Genomic DNA, 17224 nt, shown 5'->3' on the forward strand with positions numbered 1-17224 from the left:
TATACCCAATACCATCCCAACATGATGAAACCTATTCAAGTATTTTGTACAGTGAGTACCCTAGTCTGCTCCTTGCTATTCCAGGTTCAATCTTCCAATGCGCAGCAAAATGCAGTGGAAACTTACCGTCCCCAATTTCACTTTTCGCCCAAAAAGGGCTGGATGAACGATCCCAATGGGATGGTGTATTTCAATGGTCAATACCATCTGTTCTATCAGCATAGTCCAAACACCACCATATGGGGGCCTATGCATTGGGGGCATGCCATTAGCAAAGACCTGATGCATTGGGAAGAGCAGCCCATTGCCTTGTATCCGGATAGCCTAGGAACCATATTTTCTGGCAGTGCGGTGGTTGACCGCGACAATACTGCTGGCTTTGGTAAAAATGCCCTGGTAGCCATATTTACCCATCACAATCAGAAAATAGAGGAGGCTAAAACTGGTTTGCATCAATACCAGAGCCTGGCTTATAGTGTAGACGAAGGAAAAACCTGGACTAAGTATAAAGGCAATCCGGTATTGCCAAATCCAGGTATCTGGGATTTCAGGGATCCTAAAGTGATGTGGCACGAGGCTACGAAACAATGGGTCATGACTTTGGCTACCAAACAATCCATCACCTTTTATGGATCTAAAGATTTAAAGTCCTGGAATCGTTTGAGCGAATTTGGGGAAGGCATCGGTGCACATGGTGGCGTTTGGGAATGTCCGGATTTGTTTAAGCTAAGCGTAAATGGAATCACCAAATGGGTTTTGCTGGTGAGCATCAATCCGGGTTCACCGAGTGGTGGATCTGGGACGCAGTATTTTATCGGGCGGTTTGACGGTCAATCTTTTGTCTCCGATCATACCGATACGCGTTGGGTAGATTATGGAGCTGATGATTATGCTGGAATTACCTGGTCAAACACTGGCGAGCGGAAAATTTTTCTCGGCTGGATGAACAATTGGAACTATGCCAATCTGGTCCCTACACAAACCTGGCGGGGTGCCATGACCATTCCAAGGGAACTGACACTTAAGCCGGTCGGGAAAGCATTTTATCTGAGTTCAGCGCCCGTAAAGGAATTTGCTGCGATCACCAGCAAAGCTGCTGTATTGCACAATGTGAAAGTCAAGGGCAGGTATAATTTATCAGGTAAAACTGCCGCCTTTAAAGGCAAGTATAAACTGGATTTAACGACCAGCACTGAAACCGATTTTGCCTTACAGTTCGGTAATGCCAAAGGTGATGAATTGATCGTTGGTTACGATAAAGCCAGTCGTTCGTTTTATGTTGACCGTACCAAATCCGGACTGGTCAATTTTGAGAAAAGCTTTGCACGTAAAACGGTAGCTCCACGTATGGTAAAAGGGGGAGGTGTGTCTTTAACTGTGATTCTTGATGTGGCTTCTGTGGAGGTTTTTGCAGACGGAGGTTTGAGTGTGCTGACGGATACGTTTTTCAGCAATGGGCTTTTAAACCAGGTTCATGTGCAGGCTGCTCAGCCAACAACATTTCAGAAAATACAATATGCTGAAATTCAAGCGACGAGGTAATGCTTTGGAATAGCGAGGTTAAGTAATCAAGCAGTTAAATGACAGCCTGAATCATCTTTCTATATGACCGCTGTCATTTAACTGCCTGATCTTTTCGAATAAATTTGTACCCAAATATAGAACTGCAAATTGACCCGAAATGAAAACTAAAATGAATACGAAGCCAGCCAAGACCTGTTACAATCACATTGGTGGTAAATTAGGCGAACTATTGCTGGAAATGTTTGTGGACCAGGCATGGATACAAAAAAATGATCCTACCGATAAATATTATGTCATTACCGAAAAAGGACAAACAGAATTTACAAAACTTGGTCTCGACCTCTCCCAAATCACCACATAAAGTATGAACATGATAATTGAATAGATTTGTAAACTTTTTATTACATTCACCTCCAGAAAAAAAATTGGGGAAAATGTCTTTCAGTGATGAACAGCAACTTTTGGTGGATTTGCGGGCTGGAGATGCTCAAGCATTTCATAGTATCTACGAGATTTATGCTCCTCGTTTAAGTTCAAAACTGATTCAGCTTTTGAGATCCGAAGAATTAGCTGAAGATGTGCTGCAGGATATTTTCGTTAAAATATGGGAAATCCGTGAGACCATAGATCCGGGGCAGAATTTTGCGGCATTCCTATATAAGATGGCTGCTAACCGCTCAAAAAATGTTTTCAGAAGAAATGTATACGATGAATTGATGCGCAACCAGATTGGTCAGGATATGGGTTACAATCCCATTGAAGAAGCAATGAATGAATCTGAAGCAAAAGATTTGCTTGATGCAGCATTAAATAAACTAACCCCGCGCCAGCGTGAAGTCTACACCCTGCATAAACTGGAGGGACTTAGCTATCAGGAAATCAGCGAACGCTTGAAAATCAGCTCATCAGCTATCAATCACCACATACAAGAGGCTGGTAAAAAATTAAAAATGGCATTAAAAGATCATCATTTTGATATTTTAATCCTCTTATTATCAGCGTTTTTAAAGAAATAATTTTTTTTGGGGTGCTAGTTTTTGTCTTTCATGTGTATTTAGTGGTATAGGTCCTAAATGGGCCGCTACATTGGGTAATGGAACAAGGGAATAAAATTCAAATACTATTCAGGAAATATATTGACAAGACACTCAACCGGGAGGAATTAGCCCAGTTGAATGACATCTTGGGTCAAAAAGATAGTCAGGAATATTTTGAAGAATTGCTGCAGGAGCATTTCCAGGGGCATTTAAAAAATACTGCTGAATTGGAATTAAAAGCCCAGCTTATTCAAAGTCGGGCCTGGAAAAAGATTGCAAAAAGTATTCCTCAACGGAAAACACCTAGGTTGTATGCTCATGTATGGTCCAGGATTGCTGTTGCAGCTGGGCTGCTCCTGATCACTTCGGTAGCGATATACTTTTTTAATCAGCCAAGTTCGGTCGCCACAAATCCATCTGCGCATCTTCATGACATCAGGCCAGGAACCAGTCGTGCTACATTAATTGCTTCAAACGGAGCCAGATATGAGTTGAATGGTTCCAAACAAGAGATTGTTATAGATCGGTCCTCCATTCATTATACAGATGGAGAGAAGCTTGCTGATGCCCAAGCTGGGCAAAACATCACTTTGAATACGCCTAAAGGAGGGCAGTACCGTGTTACGTTGAGTGATGGCACTAAAGTATGGTTGAATGCAGCTTCGTCTTTATCCTATCCAAGCAATTTTACAGGTAAAGAACGGAAAGTAAAACTTGAAGGCGAAGCTTATTTTGAGGTGGCCCATAATGCCAGTCATCCTTTCATTGTAAGTACAAATGAGCAACAGGTTAAAGTGTTGGGTACAAGCTTCAATGTCAATGCCTATGCAAATGAACGCAAAACCGTGACAACTTTACTTAACGGACGTGTTGAACTGAGTAGCTCCAGGGTTTCTGCTACTACCCAGCTACATCCTGGCCAGCAGGCTGTGTTTGATCAGTCCGGCTTCGGAGTAGGAGCGGTTGATGCCACGCTTTATGCAGCCTGGAAAGACGGTGAATTCCGCTTTAAGGCCACACCGTTAATTGAGGCGCTACGCCAGGTTGAGCGCTGGTACGACCTGGACATCGACTATACAGGAATTCCAGCGGGTATCCAGATTCATGCCTCAATAAGCAGAAATAAACAATTGTCTACCGTCTTACATGCGCTCGAAAAGATAAGTGATTTAAAATTTGACGTTAAAGGAAGGAGAGTAAAGCTTATGCAATAAATAATTACATTAACTATACGGAATATCATTCAAAATAGCTGAAGGTGCAGTAACACCTCCAGCTCGGATAGGTCCGATATTTGAAAATTAACTAAACCATCAAACTACTAACCAACACAAATTTATGAACTATTTCCTTTTCCACAAGGACAAGGGGGGATGTGCATCACTCGGGGAGGAATCAAAACTAGCCAACTTGAGCACATTACCCATATTTATAAAGTTTTTACTTGTTTTATCTGTTTTCCTATCACTCCAGTTGTTCAACGAGCTGAAGGCGCAGACGGTTTCGCTAGACCTGAAGAATGCATCCTTTATAAAAGCAGCGGAAGCCATCAGCAAGCAAACCAAATATGATTTTTCTTACAATGACCAGATCCTGAAGAAAACGAAGCCTGTCACTTTGAAGTTCACAAACGAGCCATTGGCCAGTGCCTTGAAGAAGCTCTTCGCTACGCAGCCACTAACTTATGAGATCAAGGATGGTGTGATCATTATTTACGATACCAAGTCTGAACAGGTTTCACCTTCAACTGGTTTCAACAGTCCGGTTACAGGTAAAGTGACCACTGAGGATGGGAAAACGCTGGACGGTGCGACTATCAAGGTCAAAGGAAGCGATTACAGCACCCGGACAGACCAGAACGGAAATTTCGTGATCCCTGGTAAGTATGCCAATGAGATCCTGGAGATTCGGATGATTGGCTATGCTACACTTGAAATAGGAGCGCAACGCGCCAGGGTGGTTGCACTGGCGATGCAGGCATCTGACCTGAAAGAGGTTAATGTGGTCGTCAATACCGGTTATCAAAACATTGACCGAAGGAAACTGACCAGCGCAGTAACGACGGTAAAGATGGAGGACATCCTCACGCCCGGCATCAACACTATTGATAAATTATTGGAAGGAAGGGTACCTGGAATGATCTTTATGGAGAATTCAGGTCAAGTCGGTGCTACTCCCAAATTAAGAATACGCGGAACCTCTACTATCCTGGGGAACCGTGAACCGCTTTGGGTATTGGATGGTATCGTCCTGGTTGATCCTGTAAATGTGGATCCTGCCCAGATCAATGACCTGGATTTTGTAAACTTATTGGGCAACGCCATTGCCGGCCTTAATCCGCAAGACATTGAACAGATTGACGTATTGAAGGATGCCTCAGCCACAGCTCTATATGGTGCCAAGGCAGGAAATGGTGTAATTGTCATCACCACCAAGAAAGGTAAAGTAGGCAAGCCCATGATTTCCTATTCTATGAGCTCAGGTTTTGCACGCCGCCCCAGATATTCTGATCGCGGGATGTACATGATGAATTCTGCTGAGCGGATGGATGTTTCCAAAGAAATGGTGGAGCGCAAGATGCAATACAATAGTGTTACGCAATGGTCTGGCTACGAGGCTGTTTTGCAGGATTATTATGCCGGCCGGATTGGTTATGATGAGTTCAAACGCCAAAGTGATTACTATGCCGGTGTAAATACCGACTGGATGGGCCTGCTTACCAGGGATGCTTTCTCGCAAACCCATACGCTTAACCTATCAGGCGGCTCTCCGGATGTTAAATACTATTCTTCTATTGGCTACCAGAATGAAAATGGGGTTATCAAAGGAGAGAACAATAAGCGTTATTCGACCATGTTGAACATCACAGCGGATTATAAAAAATTCATGGCGCAGATCTCCTTTACCGGAAACTATTCGACCAGAAACTATAGCCCCTCAGATCTGGGTGTGATGGATTACGCTTACAATATGAGTCGCACCATTCCGGCAAACAATCCTGATGGAAGCTTATTCTACTACCCACGTGTGAATACCTTTAATTTAGGTTATAATTACAATATCCTGAACGAGCGCGAAAATAGTAATGACCATTTGGAGGGAATCGGAGCCAACGTAAGAACAGTGCTTAAATATAGAGCATTTAAAGGTTTCGACCTGGAAGGTACTTTTGCCTATGGAATCAGCAATACCAATCAGGAATTGTATTACACCAAAAATTCCTATTATATCTTCAAACTCAGGGCCGACCAGCAAGCAAGAAATGACATGGCGCCTGTAGGTGGTGAGTTGACAAAAACTGAAACCAGAAATAATAATTACACGGCCCGATTACAATCCAACTACACTACCACTCTGGGAGAAGATGGAAAGCATGAGCTGACTTTTGCGGCTGGTATCGAAACCAAGTCTTCTGAATACAAAGGCTTCAAAATGGCCAGGAGGGGGTATTTTCCGGAAATGGGGGGCTACTTTGATTATGTGCCAACTACCAATACAGGATATTATGGACAGTGGATGCAGGACAAGCTTGCCCTGGGTACTTTTGACCGGACATTAACAAACGAATTGGCCTGGTATGGTACGGGAGGATATTCCTGGGACAATCGTTATATGTTTAATGTTCACATCAGAGGTGAACAGTCCAACCTTTTTGGTAGAAGGTCCAACAACAGTTTCCTGCCTATCTGGGCTGTTTCAGGGCGATGGAATATGAAAAATGATATTGCTGCCGATGCCTCCTGGGTAAATGAGCTTGCTTTGAAAGGCTCTTGGGGATGGCAAGGAAATATGTTGCCCGGGCAGGGCTCCAGTATGGTGATGCAGCAGGCACTTGTTACAGATGTTTATTACAATTCTCAATATGCTACCATCAAAAATTTCCCAAATCCGGACCTGAGATGGGAACGTACGGCTTCATCCAATGCGGAGGTTGAATTCTCTTTGTTTGGTAGCAAATTGAATGGTTCTGTCGGATTTTTCTACAAAAAGACCAAAGACGCTTTCCTGAACAAAGTGGTTTCTGAAATCAATGGGGTGCAAACTTATGTGATCAACAGCGGAACACTGGAAAATAAAGGGGTAGAATTGGCCTTTAGGATCAACGCAATTAATAACGTAGGTCTGAACAAAGAACGTCGTGGCTTCGTATGGAGAATTGATCCGCAATTGGGTCAGGTTCTGAACAAGGTTTTAAACAGGGTAATTAACAACCGCAACAATGTCTTATTAGACAATGTAACCTACAACAACTTCCTGAATGGCTCTATACAATTGGCCGGGAAACCGCTGAACACGTTCTATTCTTACAAATTTAAGGGCCTAAGTCCTGTAGATGGATCACCGATATTTTATGGTGCAGAGAATGAACTGGCAGATCAATACCGCAGCCAGTACTCCCAAATGAAAAAAGAAGACGTATACCTGGCAGTGATGAGCGAATCCGGCCGCCGTGAGCCTTTCATTCAGGGTGGTATCTCCAACTATTTCGGCTACCGTAATTTTGGTTTGTCTTTGAATGTGACTTATTCCCTGGGCAATAAGATCCGCATGCTGAAGATTGCTTCAGGATATGGAACCAACATCGCGTATCCGCAACAAAATCTGCGTAAAGAATTTGTGTACAGATGGCGTCGTCCCGGTGATGAGGCCTACACCAATATTCCTGGTCTCCAGGCTAATAATTTGGTTAACCAACCCTGGTGGAGCGTTTATCCTGCAACACAATACACATTTGCAGGAAGCGTGTATGACATGTACGACAATTCCGATATCAGGTTAGTAAGTGGCGATCACATCAAGCTGCAGTCGGCATCCTTCCGTTACAACGTTCCGGAAACCTTTGCAAAGAAACTGGGACTTGGATCTGCATACCTGAGCATCACCGGAAGTAACTTATTTATTGTAAGCAATAAGATGCTTAAAGGTCAGGATCCCTTACAATCGGGTTCTTCACCAAATATCAACCTGTCTGTAAGGCCAACTTACGCAGGGAGCATTAATGTATCATTTTAAAAATATAGGAACATGAAAAAAATATTTGTGCTTTTAGCCTGTATCCTGGTGATGAGTTCATGCAAGAAATTCCTCGAAGAGTATTCGAGGGACCTGAAGTATGCGGAGAATACGGAGGACCTCAATAAATTAATGATCGGGGAGGCTTTTCTTCCAAGTTTCTCATTTTCTGTCTACAGTCAGTCGACCATCACTACGCTCAATGAAAATCAAGGGGTTCTGGCACCATGGCTACATGTCATGGACGATGACAGTGAGCTATCTCTTGCAAACTACGTAGAGCCCTTTGAGCAGACACCGCGCAACATGCTCTCCGGCTTTCACAACTGGAGTCAGCAGCCAAATGCCAATGTGCTGAACCTGGAATGGGAAGAGAGTTTCTGGAGAAAGATCTATAAAAGGATCGGAGCCCTAAACGCAATCATTTTCCAGGCTGAGGGACTAGCGGAAAAGAATGCTGGAGACACAGACCTGATGCACATCAGGGGAGAAGCCTTGTTTCTGCGTGCATACTATTATTTCCTGCTTCAAAATATTTATGGTTCACCTTACCGTACCGGTACCGCTGCTACGGACGAAGGCGTACCTTTAAAAATTTCTGAAAAGATCCAGGATGATTATTTCAAACGCGATCATAACGATGTGGTCTACAAACAAATTATTGCAGATTTGGATCAGGCTGCAGTCTTCCTGGCTGGCTACAATCCGGCCACTAAAATTCGCGTCGGTATTGCTGCGGTGAAAGCGCTGCAAAGTCGCGTATATCTATTTACAGAGCAATACGACAAAGCATTGGAAAGCAGCAACGGGTTTGAAAATCTGGGCTATAGCCTGATTGACCTCAATCAATATGCTGAAAACACCAATTTTACGTATCGGAATTCAACCGAGTCCATTTTCACTATGGGGCCCAACTCGGTTCCTGTAGTTTTTCTGACCGATTCCACCAGTGCCTGGAATGGAGATGACAATAAGGCCTCCTCATTTAAGGTTTCCAGCGGCCTGGCAGAAACGTATACTACTGATGACATGCGCCGGACAGCTTTCTTTAGGAAAACGGCAAAAAGCAAGGCTTGGATACCAGGAAAGTACCGTACCTTCCAGACCTATAATGATCCGGTCCAGGTATCGTGTATCTTCTCCTTCCGTTATGCGGAAATCGTATTGAACCGTGCAGAGGCTTTTGCCATGAAAGGTTCAGATGCTGAAGCCAGAGAAGAACTACAAAAGCTTCGTATAAAAAGAGTTAAGAATGCTAGTCTGGCACAACTTCCTCAATCTAACGAAGCACTGGTCGCATTCATCAGGGCAGAACGCCGTCGTGAGCTTTGTTTTGAAGGACACCGCTGGTTTGATTTAAGGAGATATGCCGTTAACGCAAAATATCCCCTGGCTGCAAGTTTCAATATCAAGCATCCTAATTACACTTACGATGCGCAAACGAAATCTCACAATCCTGCTGGAAACTATGTTTTAAATTCATTTGCTCAGGATGCGGCCGCATGGCAGGTGCCTATTCCTGGCTATGCCATAGACTTCAACAGGGGTTCCCTGACCAATTTAATCAGGCCGGTACGTAGTGTTCAACCTTAACAATTCAGCACATGAAAAGCAAATTATATATTGCGGTCCTAATCCTTTCAATAGGTTTGACTGCATGCAGGAAGGAAGAAAGTACTGTATTTCCTGACTATGATAAAAACTGGCTGGTCGTAGAAGACGATCCAAGCGATGCCAGTACACATGCCCGGTTTGAGTTTTTTAAAGAAACGGGTATCCCATTTTACATCAATGATACCATCGGCATTCAGCAACGCAAGGATCTTTTTGGCAAGGACTATACACACTATGAGGTCCTGTCCATGAATTATTCGCTTGGCGTAGAGCAAGTGGGGGCACCTCCTGTTGTGCGTACATTCAAATACTGCAAAAAAGCGGATGTTGCAGCTGCGCTGGCCTTTTTCAAAACTGAGATCATTCCGGTATTGCCGAAGGATGTACACGTACCCAGTATACTGCTCCTGGAGTCTTTCACAAGTAATGCTTTCGGTAATTATGCATTTAAAGCCTTCAATACGGTACTGATTGGCGAAGCCTCGAAGATTCCTGCAATGGATGCTGCAACCAAAGCGCGTTTTAAAGGCGCTGTTATGCGCGCATTGATCACCAATGCAGTCCTGAGCGGAAAATATGATGATCTCCTAACCAGGTTTTACACTGTAAGCCGGAGGTTTGCTTCGACACGGGACATTTATAACATGGGGACATGGCAGTTTTCCCAGTTTGTAACAGGCTTGCCTACAGGAACGGTGGCTTCACTACAGACCTTGGGCTTCATCTCGTCAGACCCTCGCAACACATCCTACACGCCCTATACGACCTGGATAGATGTGTCGCTATACCTTGAAGCTTCGTTAGCGAATACAGAAGCGCAGTTCATGCAGCTCTATGGTACCTATCCGAATATCATGACCAAATATGGCATCATCCGCCAGATTTTGGCAGATATGAATATCCCTGTACAATAACACAATTAAGTAACTAACAGGGCATAGTCAAACAGCTATGCCCATATTAAACCATAAAATGAAAAAAACAAGTATTTTATTAGCGATGCTGACGATGTCTGCATCTGCCTGGGCGCAAAATGCCGTATTGCAAACAAAATTCCGGTACGAGATGCCCAATCATCAGAATGTGAGTAGTATATTCTTTACTAAATCTGATGGTGATGGGGATTTGAAAGCAATTGCTGAGCCTGTTGTGGACAAAGCTACCGGTATTTTCCGTGTAGAAGTGATTCCTGCAGATCAAAATGCCATCCGCTATATAGGTGCCTTTGATGAGCATTATCCTGTTTATCTGCGCAAGGCTGAAGAGCTAACAGTAGATGCCGGTGATGGTCAGGTTAGCTACTCAGGGAAATTGAGTAAGGAAAACCAGGTTTTTGCTGATTGGTATAAAATGATAGCGCCAATCCGTAAGTATGGCTACACGAAAGACGCTCGAACACTTTCTCAGGAAAGATTGATAAAATTGCTGGATTCATTGGCAGGGCCTGTTGAAAACTTCGTAAAAAACATCAACACTGGCAATGCTGCCTTTGATAAGGAAGCAAAGTTCATGCTGCCCTACAGTTATAAATTTGACCTTTTGATGCCATTTGCCATGGGCTTCGGTTTCGAATCCAAAGACAAGTTTCCTACAATCTATACCAATTGGTTCAAAAATGAAACTTTTTCCGATAAAGGACTTTGGACACTTCCTATCGCCTTCAGGTATATGCAATATTTCGCCTTTGCCAAACACATCATTTATAACCAGGAACAAGGCATATCCGGAGAAATACTGCCTCCTGAAATTAGTGACAAAACCTTGAAGGCCAATTATATCCTGGCTCAAGCAGAAAAGGGTGCATCTCAGGATAAGGTTGCCTTCTTAAAAAAATTTGAAGGTGATATGCTGAACGAGGAACAGCGCGCTAAAATGAAAGTATTTCAGGCACGTTGGGGTTTGCAGGTTGCCGGAGGTAATTGGATCGACTTTACTTACCCGGACCGCGATGGCAAAATGCACAAACTATCAGATAACCTGGGTAAAGTAGTACTGATCGATGTCTGGGCAACCTGGTGCAAGCCTTGTTTAGCAGAACAACCCGCTCTGGAAGCATTGGAAAAATCTTTTGAAGGAAAGAACGTCGTGTTTATCAGTCTGTCCATCGACACCGATCATGCCAAATGGAAACAAATGATAGAAGAGAAGAAACTGTCAGGATTACATTTGTATTCGAATAACCAAGGTACCATCGTAACTGATTACGAACTGGCCAGTGTGCCTCGTTTCATCCTGTTTGACAAAAATGGTAAAACGGTAAGTTTTGACGCACCAAGACCTTCTGATCCAAAATTAGCTGCACTAATTACCTCAAAATTATAAGCCAAACCATATTTGTCTGAAATGAAAAGAACTATCGCATCCCTGCTGTTTACTATCGTGCTTTGCTATTCACAGATACTATCCGCACAGGGCATTAAATTCGAGACGATCAGTCTCCAGGAAGCCATGGGAAAAGCAGCAAATCCTGCAAGTCCAAGGCTCATACTCGTCGATTGTTACACCAGTTGGTGTATCCCTTGTATTGAAATGGCACAACAAGAATTTCCTAAAAAGGAAGCCGGAGATTATTTCAACCCAAATTTTGTATCCGTGAAGTTCGATATGGAAAAAGGGGAAGGAAAGGAATTGGCCAAAAAATATGACGTAAAAGCTTACCCTACCTTTTTGTTGTTAGATGCCCAGGGTAACGAAATCAACAGGGTAGTAGGTAAGGCCACTGCAGAGGAGTTTATTGAGAAAGTGAAGACCGCTCTGGACCCTAAAAATTCGCTGAAAGGCATCAAAGCCGCCTACGAGGCTAACAAGAGCATGGCTACAGGAATGCCTTATGCACTCGCACTTTATCAAAACGCCAAAGATCCTTCGCCGGTGCTGGAGGAACTTTTTGACAATGCGATGGATTACGATCGCTTCAGTCCGAATTATCTGGAACTTGCCCTCGGCACTACAAAATTTGGCAGCCCATTTTTTCGGAAAATGATGATGTACAAATCGAATTTAGACCAGGCAATGGGCACGGAGATCATCAACCGGATCATTTTCGACAAGGTTCGTAAAGATATGTATTGCATTGCCATGGAAAATGGGGCTAAGTACAGTGTGTTTTACACGCCCCAAGAGGTGGAAGATGTGGCATATACGATCGGCTTACTGAAGTTAAAGTCGGATCTTACAGAAAGACATATCATAAGTGCGGCCTTGTACGTAAGTAGGAAAGACATCAATGGATTGATCGCTTATTACGACCGCAACATTTGGAACATTCCATCCGATGACGTATTCCGGGGCATTCTGGACGGTGTGCTGGCCAGGCAGACGGCTAATGCAAGTCCGGCTCAAAAGCAGGCCATCAAAGCCTTTTTCGAAAAATCAGGAAACTTTTTTTCTAAGGAGGGCAAAAGACACCTAACTATAGCAGAATCGATCAAATAAATTCACATGAATAAAATCTTTTTATTATCCATAAACTTGTTGTTTATGGTGGGTGTTGCTAATGCGCAATCCTTCACAGATGATGCCAGACTACTTGAAAGTTACCAAAAGTCTATTGATTCGGTGATGGCCAAAACCAAGAGTATCACAGCTGAAGGTGCTCAGAAAGCCCTTTTGAATACACAAAATCTGGCTACGGTTAAACTTGCAAAGCCAGCTAAGAAGCCCCTGCAGGCACACATGTTGTATGAGCAGGTCAAACGTGCCACGGTCATTATAGGTTGTGCCTATTTGTGTCCGAGGTGTTCCAACCCACATCTGAGCGAGTCTTCAGGTTATATTATTGATTCTAAAGGTATTGTGGTTACCAATTACCATGTGGTAGCCCAGTATGCCTTTATGAAGGATGGGAATAAGCCTGAAGGTTTTTTTGTGCGGCTGGCCGATGGTCGTACTTACGCCGTAAAGACGGTGTTGGCTGCGTCGAAAAAAAATGACCTGGCCATCCTTCAATTGGAAACGGATGGCAAAGCGGATCTGCCTTCGCTTGCGCTGGCAGATGCGGCTCAGATTGGTGATCAGGTTTATGTACTGGGTCATCCCAAAGGCATGCATTATTACTTTTCCCAAGGGAATGTTACCAACAAGTATTATGAAAATGCGGGACCACCAAATGAAAAATTTTTCCGTGAAATGATGACCATTTCAGCCGATTATGCAACGGGCTCCAGCGGTGGACCTGTTGTCGATATATGTGGTAATGTGGTAGGAACCGTATCTAACACAAACATGTTAACACACAGTGAAATGAATCCAAGTGTGCAGATGGTTGTTAAAAACACCGTGCCAGTTGAATCCTTATGGAAACTCATTCGTAACGCCTCCTAAATAAATATGTTATAGATTTGCGGGGCGAGTGTTGTATTAAGTGCCCGCCCTCAAATTTATACATCATAAGCAATTGATATGGATTATGATCTCTCCTTAAGCGCCACAGCAGCACATCAGTTTGTTGTGAGTGGCGAACAAGTTTTCTCAGGTTTTTTGGATGTCGAAATTATGTATGCTGCTTTTTTTGGCAAAAATTCCGAACTGGAACTGATCAGCTGTCAATCAGATCCGGTTTTAGGAGGACGCTTTGCTTATGCTGCAACATTAAACGGCATCAACCGTACTCATGTTGGTGAATACCTTGAACTTCGTAATCCCAATAAGCTGGTATTTACCTGGCAGGTTAATTTGGTAGAATTGCCTGTCTCTAAAATATGTATTGATATTGAAGATAAACCTGAAGGTGCTCATTTGCTGCTTACCCATCAATTGCCCTTAAACTGGAGCTCATCTTTAACGCAAGCAGAAGCGGCCTGGGCTCAGTTTCTGGTCGATTTTGATCAGGCTTTAATACTTAAAAAATGCTCCATATAGCTGAACGATGGCTAGTGAGATTTGCCGAAGATTCAGGTTTTATAAATAAATCGTACATCCTGTTCTCCAGATTTTCTACATGACGGCTCTCATTAATTGCTTGGTTTTTTTACCTGGAAATATCGCCTTTAATCCCTCAAATTTTTGGGATGTGATGCAATGTTTTGTATTTAATATTAAAAATATTATCAATATTTATATATTGAATAAATTTTAAATTTATTATAAGTTGGTTTTAGTTGATTCTTGTTGATATATTCACACTTAACTCAATATATTATGTCAGAAAAAATCACATCACCAGCAACAGATTTCGGAAGGAATAAAATTAATATCCAGGGCTATATTGATCCATACAGTGACTTTGGCTTTAAACATATTTTCGGTCGCGAACCCAATCGCGATTTTTTGATTAAGTTTCTAAATGGCGTATTCGGAGGCCGTAAAGTAGTTACCGATATACAATATAGTAAGTCGGCGAATAAAGGCCCTGGTAAAGATTATAGGAAGACCATCTTTGATTTGTATTGTACCGGAAATAAGGGTGAAAAGTTCATCGTCGAAATGCAAAATATTAAAGATAAAAACTTTAAAGATCGCAGTATTTTCTATACAAGTAACCTGATCAACGAGCAGGGCCTTGGGGTAATTGCCAATTGGGACTATAAGCTGCCTGAAATATACTTCGTTGCCATTATGAATTTTACCTTCGATGACAATCATCCAGATCATTTTATACATAATGTTCACTTGATTGATATCGATACAAATGACTATTTTTATCCTAAACTGTCCTACATTTTCATTGAGATGCCAAAGTTTAAAAAATCTGTAGGTGAACTGGAAACGGAATTGGATGAGTGGTTGTATATCCTGAATAATCTAAATAAAAATGAAGAAATTCCTGTATCTTTACTAGGCAAGGCCGGATACGAAAAGGTATTTGATGTAGCTGCAATTGGAAATTTAACCCCAGAAGAGATGAATGAGTACGAACAAAGTCTTAAAATCCAGCGAGATAATTATAGTACGCTAAAATCTGCTAAAGAGGATGCTAAGGCTGAAGGTCTAGCTGAAGGGATGGCTGAAGGTCTAGCTGAAGGTTTGGCTAAAGGTCTGGCTGAAGGTCATCACAAAAAGGCAGTTGAAATGGCGGTAAAACTAAAAATAAAAGGCATGCCTGTTGAAGAAATTGCTGAAATAACTGAGCTTACGGTCCAGGAAATAGTAGCTTTGGTTTAGCATCAATAACCTGGAAATAAGACAAGCTTTAACTTTATTCACGAACGATGATGGTGTTGTTTACCAGGTTATACTGTACTCCGGTATATTGAAGCATTTCTAAAAGTTTTGAGATTTTCACTGCTCTGGAAATTCTTCCAGTGTACAATCCTTTTGGAATTTTCCCTTCATATTTAATGTCAACGCCATACCATCTGGATACCTGTCGCATGATATAATCGATGTCCGCATTGCGAAAGTCGAAGAAGCCGTTTTTCCAACCCATTTCTTGGGCGGTATCCACTTTTTGAGGCATAGATAATTGTTGTCTGAGAATTTGAACTTGTTCTCCTGGCTTAACACGGTAGCTGTTGGTCCGATTGGAGATTTCTATCGACCCTTCTAATAATGTTGTTTTTTTTATGGCTTCGTTTTCGTAACTCATGATGTTGAAATGTGTCCCCAGCACTTTTACATACGTATCCCCAGATTTGACCAGAAAGGGTTGTTTCTTGTTTTTGCTTACCTCAAAATATGCTTCTCCCGTCAGGGTTACGTTACGGGTAGGGCCATTAAAGGCAACCGGAAATTGTAAACTCGAGGCGGCATTGAGCCATACCTTTGTTCCGTCTGCAAGTACCAGTTTATATTGGCCACCATTGGGTGTGGTTAGGGTATTGACCTCATTTGAAAGCACAGGACTCCTGCCTTGCGGAGTGGCTACATAAGTTAACTTACCATTTGCATCCTGACTGATCCGTATATTTCCTTGCCGGGCTACCGTTCCCGGTTTTAAAGTATCCAGGCTTACTTTTGACCCATCAGCCAGTGTAAGGAAAGCCCTGTATCCACCCGGCGGAATGTCGTGCTTAATTTTGCTTTGTGTAAATGCTGTAGCTTTGGGTACTGTATTTACATTTCGCAAATAAAACCAGCAGCAAAGTACCAGGGCCAGGGAAGCCGCAATTCCTACGATCCATTTTAAGTTGACTGTTTTTTTATCCGAACTGTCTCCTTTGCCAGGCTCCTCTACTTCTGTAGTTAAAATTTGCTCACGTATAGATTCACTTTTGAGGGGCTTAATAACCTGTAATTCCGGACTAAGACTAAACCATGCTTTAGACAAATGTTCGTCCAGAACCTGATCCTGCGTTTGTTCTACAAGGGCCAGGAATTCATCTGTTTCTAAGGGAGTGGCTGTCCGATTATAATATCGGTTAAACAGATAGGTAAATCTTTCTTCAGGCTGTTGGAGCATAGGATACTTTATTATGGCAACTCATAACGGACTATAAGCTTAAGACAAATAAAAACTAAAAAAGGGGGACAAGGGGTTGAAAAAAATAAAAAACAGCGTCAAGGCAATCATTAAAATGGTATTTGATTTTTGCTGAATGTAAGTTGTGATGAAAATCGTTGCCCTTTTTAAATAGGTTTTAACGGTTTCATGCGAAATGCCCATCGCTGTAGAAATTTGTACATAGGTTAAACGTTCGTGCCTGCTTAATAAATAGGCGGTTTTCTGTTGCTGTGGTAAATGATCAATGGCCTCGTCCAATACCCGGTAAAATTCTGTTCTGTCCGTATTTTCTGCCTGGTACATTTCCATATCGGCCATTGCTTCCAGCTCGCTTTGTAATTTTCGTGCTTTAGCAACCTGCTTTAAACAATTCAAAGCATGATTTTTTGAAAGTACATACAGGTAGGCTTTAACGTTGTTTACGGTAGCAAGCGCATCCCGGTTGTTCCATATTTTCATAAAAACATCCAGCACAACTTCTTCAGCAAGTTCTGTAGAATTGGTAATGCGTAAAATGTGTAAAGCCAGCAATTGGTGGTATTGATCAAATAACTGGTTAAATGCCTGAATATCGCCCTCAGCTACTCTTAACAACATTTTTTTTTCGTTCAGCATATCATTCAATAGCACAGTTATAATGATGGTTAAGTTAATT

Annotated in this window: 14 protein-coding genes; 12 read left to right on the plus strand and 2 right to left on the minus strand. The window is 42.5% G+C overall.

What is annotated here, in order from left to right; translation table 11 throughout:
* Positions 1–21 precede the first annotated feature (21 nt).
* From IM797_RS09005 to IM797_RS09060, 12 genes are all read left to right on the plus strand, one after another.
* Positions 22–1542: a glycoside hydrolase family 32 protein gene (locus IM797_RS09005; RefSeq protein WP_228098778.1), complete on the plus strand. Its 1521-nt coding sequence runs from the start codon at positions 22–24 to the stop codon at positions 1540–1542.
* 139 nt (positions 1543–1681) lie between these two features.
* Positions 1682–1885: an ArsR family transcriptional regulator gene (locus IM797_RS09010; protein WP_194126787.1), complete on the plus strand. Its 204-nt coding sequence runs from the start codon at positions 1682–1684 to the stop codon at positions 1883–1885.
* A gap of 16 nt (positions 1886–1901) precedes the next feature.
* A complete protein-coding gene (locus IM797_RS09015) occupies positions 1902–2540 on the plus strand; it encodes an RNA polymerase sigma factor (protein ID WP_194126788.1) in 639 nt (212 codons plus the stop codon).
* Positions 2541–2617: 77 nt separating this feature from the next.
* Positions 2618–3775, plus strand: coding sequence for a FecR family protein (locus IM797_RS09020; RefSeq protein ID WP_194126789.1), 1158 nt, complete (start codon positions 2618–2620; stop codon positions 3773–3775).
* A 124-nt stretch (positions 3776–3899) separates the two neighbouring features.
* Entirely contained in the window at positions 3900–7574 is a 3675-nt protein-coding gene (locus tag IM797_RS09025) for a SusC/RagA family TonB-linked outer membrane protein (RefSeq protein ID WP_194126790.1), read from the plus strand.
* Positions 7575–7586: 12 nt separating this feature from the next.
* A complete protein-coding gene (locus tag IM797_RS09030; protein ID WP_194126791.1) occupies positions 7587–9167 on the plus strand; it encodes a RagB/SusD family nutrient uptake outer membrane protein in 1581 nt (526 codons plus the stop codon).
* A gap of 11 nt (positions 9168–9178) precedes the next feature.
* Positions 9179–10102, plus strand: a complete 924-nt coding sequence (locus IM797_RS09035) for a hypothetical protein (protein ID WP_194126792.1) — start codon at positions 9179–9181, stop codon at positions 10100–10102.
* A gap of 58 nt (positions 10103–10160) precedes the next feature.
* Positions 10161–11510 carry a TlpA disulfide reductase family protein gene (locus IM797_RS09040; protein WP_194126793.1) on the plus strand — a complete coding sequence of 450 codons (1350 nt, stop codon included), beginning with the start codon at positions 10161–10163 and terminating at the stop codon, positions 11508–11510.
* A gap of 21 nt (positions 11511–11531) precedes the next feature.
* Entirely contained in the window at positions 11532–12623 is a 1092-nt protein-coding gene (locus IM797_RS09045) for a thioredoxin domain-containing protein (protein ID WP_194126794.1), read from the plus strand.
* A 6-nt stretch (positions 12624–12629) separates the two neighbouring features.
* The gene (locus IM797_RS09050) at positions 12630–13511 is read left to right on the plus strand and encodes a serine protease (protein ID WP_194126795.1); all 882 of its coding nucleotides are present in this window, start codon (positions 12630–12632) and stop codon (positions 13509–13511) included.
* Between the two features lie 78 nt (positions 13512–13589).
* Complete coding sequence (locus IM797_RS09055) at positions 13590–14048, plus strand: SRPBCC domain-containing protein (RefSeq protein ID WP_194126796.1); 459 nt, start codon at positions 13590–13592, stop codon at positions 14046–14048.
* 279 nt (positions 14049–14327) lie between these two features.
* Positions 14328–15290, plus strand: a complete 963-nt coding sequence (locus IM797_RS09060; RefSeq protein ID WP_194126797.1) for an Rpn family recombination-promoting nuclease/putative transposase — start codon at positions 14328–14330, stop codon at positions 15288–15290.
* Positions 15291–15324: 34 nt separating this feature from the next.
* Here the strand turns inward: IM797_RS09060 and IM797_RS09065 are convergent, their stop codons facing one another.
* The gene (locus IM797_RS09065; RefSeq protein WP_194126798.1) at positions 15325–16527 is read right to left on the minus strand and encodes a FecR family protein; all 1203 of its coding nucleotides are present in this window, start codon (positions 16525–16527) and stop codon (positions 15325–15327) included.
* A 39-nt stretch (positions 16528–16566) separates the two neighbouring features.
* Positions 16567–17184, minus strand: coding sequence for an RNA polymerase sigma factor (locus IM797_RS09070; RefSeq protein ID WP_194126799.1), 618 nt, complete (start codon positions 17182–17184; stop codon positions 16567–16569).
* Positions 17185–17224: the final 40 nt, after the last annotated feature.

Origin of the sequence: Pedobacter sp. MC2016-24 (assembly GCF_015223055.1) — a bacterium.
Taxonomy (GTDB): domain Bacteria; phylum Bacteroidota; class Bacteroidia; order Sphingobacteriales; family Sphingobacteriaceae; genus Pedobacter.